2 protein-coding genes are annotated in these 3,911 nt (G+C 68.1%); one reads left to right on the plus strand and one right to left on the minus strand.

The window, feature by feature from the left end; translation table 11 throughout:
- A partial coding sequence (locus WBP48_RS04435; RefSeq protein WP_424436657.1) for a hypothetical protein occupies positions 1-1,032 on the minus strand: 1,032 nt, incomplete at its 3' end.
- A gap of 216 nt (positions 1,033-1,248) precedes the next feature.
- Here WBP48_RS04435 and secA point away from each other — a divergent pair.
- A partial coding sequence (secA, locus tag WBP48_RS04440) for a preprotein translocase subunit SecA (protein ID WP_424436660.1) occupies positions 1,249-3,911 on the plus strand: 2,663 nt, incomplete at its 3' end.

The raw sequence follows: 3,911 nt of genomic DNA on the forward strand, positions 1-3,911 counted from the left end.
GGCATCGGCGCCGATCCAGCCGCGGTGCCCGGAGATGACGCTGCGCGCCACACCGAGTTGGCGGTCGGCATCGTCGATCGCGTGACGGACGTGCGCTTCGGGCGGCGGCGGGTTCGCTGCCCGCGCACGGGCCTTGGCGACGGCCGCGTCAAGCGCCGCATTGGCCTCGCGCAGCCGCGTCAGCTCCGTGAAGGGGTCGGGCTTCGCACCCGCCGGAGTCAGCGACGACAGCTCCTTCTCCAGCACTGCCATCGCGGCGGTCACGGCGGGAACGTGCAGCAGATCTTTCGCCGCGACGAGGTCGTCGCGCGAGTCGTCGACGATCGCGTCGAGGGTCGACTCCGCGCGCAGCGCCTCGACCTCGAAGGCATCGACGGCGTCGAGCAGCGTCGTGGCGCGCCGCACGGCCTCGATCGCGGTCTCCAGCGCGAGGTTCGCCTGCTCGCGCTGGCCGGACTCCCGTCGAGCCGTGGAGACGTCGGCGCCGTGCGTTGCGAACTCCAGCAGCTGCCCCGCTTCGGCCGGATTGCCCGCGATCTTGCGCAGCGCCTCGGGCGAGTACCGCGCCTGCAGTCGCTGCAGGGTCGCCGACGCGCGCGGCACGCGGTCGGACCCGCGCGCGACATCGGTGCGGATGCCCCGGATGATCTCGGGTGCCCGCCGTGCGCGGGCCACCGGCTCGGCGAGGGCCTGCAGCCGGTCGTCGAGGAGGTCTTCGGCCCAGTCGCACAGCTGGATGATCCGCGCATTGCGGGTGCGGAGCTCTTCGGGCGTGTCCGGAAGGTGGTCGTGGTTGAGCTGGTTCAACTGGAACGCTTCACCCAAGTGCCGGCGCACCGCCGACAGCGCGTCGCGCAGGTCGCGCGTGGCGTCGATGCCGAGTTCGAGCTCCGCGAACATCAGCTCGTCAGCGGTCGTGCGCACGCGCTCGTCGGCGGCGACCAGAGCCGCGTCGGCGCGGCGCCCGAGCTCGGCATCCGCCTCCTGGCGCTCCTCGCGCTCGCGCTTACGGGTGCCCCAGAATCCAGCCATGTCCCGATCCTACGGGGGTCCCACGAACGAAGCCGGGCGGATGCCGGGTCCACAGCCGATTCGAGGGCGAGCGCACGGCGGGCACCGGGGGGTTGTGCAGGTCCTGACCAGCCACCGAATGTCACAGCCGGGTAACATGGGCATTTGTGCTGTGCGCCCCGCGTGCAGCTTCGGCGGCACCCGACGTCGCCGGCATACGACAGATGGAGATCCTCCGTGGCCAACCCTCTCGAGAAACTGCTCCGCGCCGGCGAAGGACGCATCCTCCGGCGCCTCCAGCAGGTCGTGAAGGCGGTCGGTGCCCTCGAAGAGGACTACGCACAGCTCACCGACGAGGAGCTGCGCGGCGAGACCGCAGAGCTCCGCGCCCGCCACGAAGCGGGGGAGTCCCTCGACAAGCTCATGCCCGAGGCGTTCGCCGCCGTGCGTGAGGCGGCGAAACGTACGCTCGGCCAGCGCCCGTACGACGTGCAGATCATGGGTGGTGCGGCACTGCACCTCGGCAACATCGCGGAGATGAAGACCGGTGAGGGAAAGACGCTGACCGCGACGTTCGCGGTGTACCTCAACGCGATCGCCGGCAAGGGCGTGCACGTCATCACCGTCAACGACTTCCTCGCGAGCTACCAGTCCGAGCTCATGGGTCGCGTCTACCGGGCGCTCGGGATGACCACCGGCACGATCATCGCCGGTCAGACCCCGGACGTCCGGCGAGAGCAGTACAACGCCGACATCACCTACGGCACCAACAACGAGTTCGGCTTCGACTACCTGCGCGACAACATGGCGTGGCGCCGGGAAGACCTCGTCCAGCGCGGACATTTCTTCGCGATCGTCGACGAGGTCGACTCGATCCTCATCGACGAGGCACGCACGCCGCTCATCATCTCCGGTCCGTCCTCGGGCGAGGCCAACCGCTGGTTCGTGGAGTTCGCGAAGATCGCGAAGACCCTCGAGGCGGGCGTGGATTACGAGGTCGACGAGAAGAAGCGGACGATCGGCGTGCTCGAGCCCGGCATCGAGAAGGTCGAGGACTACCTCGGCATCGACAACCTGTACGAGTCGGCGAACACGCCGCTCATCTCGTTCCTCAACAACTCGATCAAGGCTCTCGCCCTCTTCAAGCGCGACACCGACTACGTCGTCATGAACGACGAGGTCATGATCGTCGACGAGCACACCGGCCGCATCCTCGTCGGCCGTCGCTACAACGAAGGCATCCATCAGGCGATCGAGGCCAAAGAGGCCGTGCCGGTCAAGGCCGAGAACCAGACGCTCGCGACCGTGACGCTGCAGAACTACTTCCGCCTGTACGAGAAGCTCGCGGGTATGACCGGTACCGCCGAGACCGAGGCGGCCGAGTTCATGTCGACGTACAAGCTCGGCGTCGTCCCCATCCCGACGAACAAGCCGATGATCCGCAAGGATCAGCCCGACCTGGTCTACAAGAACGAGCCGGCCAAGTTCGCACAGGTCGTGGAGGACATCGCCCACCGCCACGAGTCGGGGCAGCCGGTGCTCGTCGGTACCGTCAGCGTCGAGAAGAGCGAGTACCTGTCGCGGCTGCTGGCGAAGAAGGGCATCAAGCACGAGGTGCTCAACGCGAAGAACCACGCCCGTGAGGCTGAGATCGTTGCGCGCGCCGGGCGGCTGGGCGCCGTTACGGTCGCCACGAACATGGCCGGCCGCGGCACCGACATCATGCTCGGCGGCAACGCCGAGTTCTTCGCGGTGCAGGAACTGAAGGCCAAGGGCCTCGATCCCGTGTCCACGCCCGAGGAGTACGAGGCGGAGTGGGATGCCGTGTACACCACCATGCGCGACACGGTCGCCGAAGAGGCCACGAAGGTCGTCGAGGCCGGGGGGCTGTACGTGCTCGGCACCGAGCGGCACGAGTCCCGGCGCATCGACAATCAGCTGCGCGGCCGCTCTGGCCGACAGGGCGACCCGGGGGAGAGCCGCTTCTACCTGTCGCTGACCGACGACCTCATGCGCCTGTTCCAGTCCGGAGCCGCCGAGGCGATCCTCGCCCGCACGAACTTCCCCGACGACGTCGCGATCGAATCGACCATGGTCTCGCGCGCCATCAAGAGCGCGCAGAGCCAGGTCGAGTCGCGCAACGCCGAGATCCGCAAGAACGTCCTGAAATACGACGACGTCCTCAACCGCCAGCGCGAGGCGATCTACGCCGACCGCCGGCACATGCTCGAAGGCGACGACCTGTCCGGCCGGGTGGGGCACTTCATCGAGGACGCCGTCGGCGCGATCATCGACGACCACACCGCCGGCGGCCACACCGAGAGCTGGGACTTCGACGCGCTGTGGACCGAGTTGAAGACCCTCTATCCGGTGTCGGTCACGATCGACGAGGTCGTCGCCGAGAGCGGCAGCAAGGGACGTGTGACCGCTGAGATCCTCAAGCGCGAGATCCTGTCCGACGCGAAGATCGCCTACGCCGCGCGTGAGCAGAAGCTGGGCTCTGCCGCCATGCGCGAGCTGGAACGCCGCGTGGTGCTGCAGGTGCTTGACCGTCGCTGGCGCGATCACCTCTACGAGATGGATTATCTCAAGGACGGCATCGGCCTGCGGGCGATGGCACAGCGCGACCCGCTGATCGAGTACCAGCGCGAGGGTTACCAGATGTTCCAGGCGATGATGGGCCAGATCAAGGAGGAATCCGTCGGCTTCCTCTACAACCTGGACGTCGAGGTGCGACAGACCGCTGACGGCCAGGTGGAGGCGAAGGGTCTGCAGACGCCCGCCGTCGAGGCGCAGAAACTGCAGTACACCGCGGCCGGTGAGGGTGGCCGGGTCGAGGTCCGCAACGAGCGCGGCCAGGTGCAGCACGCCGCGACCTCCAAGGTGCGCCAGCAGGCGGC

Source organism: Microbacterium sp., from assembly GCF_049661145.1.
Classification (GTDB): domain Bacteria; phylum Actinomycetota; class Actinomycetes; order Actinomycetales; family Microbacteriaceae; genus Microbacterium.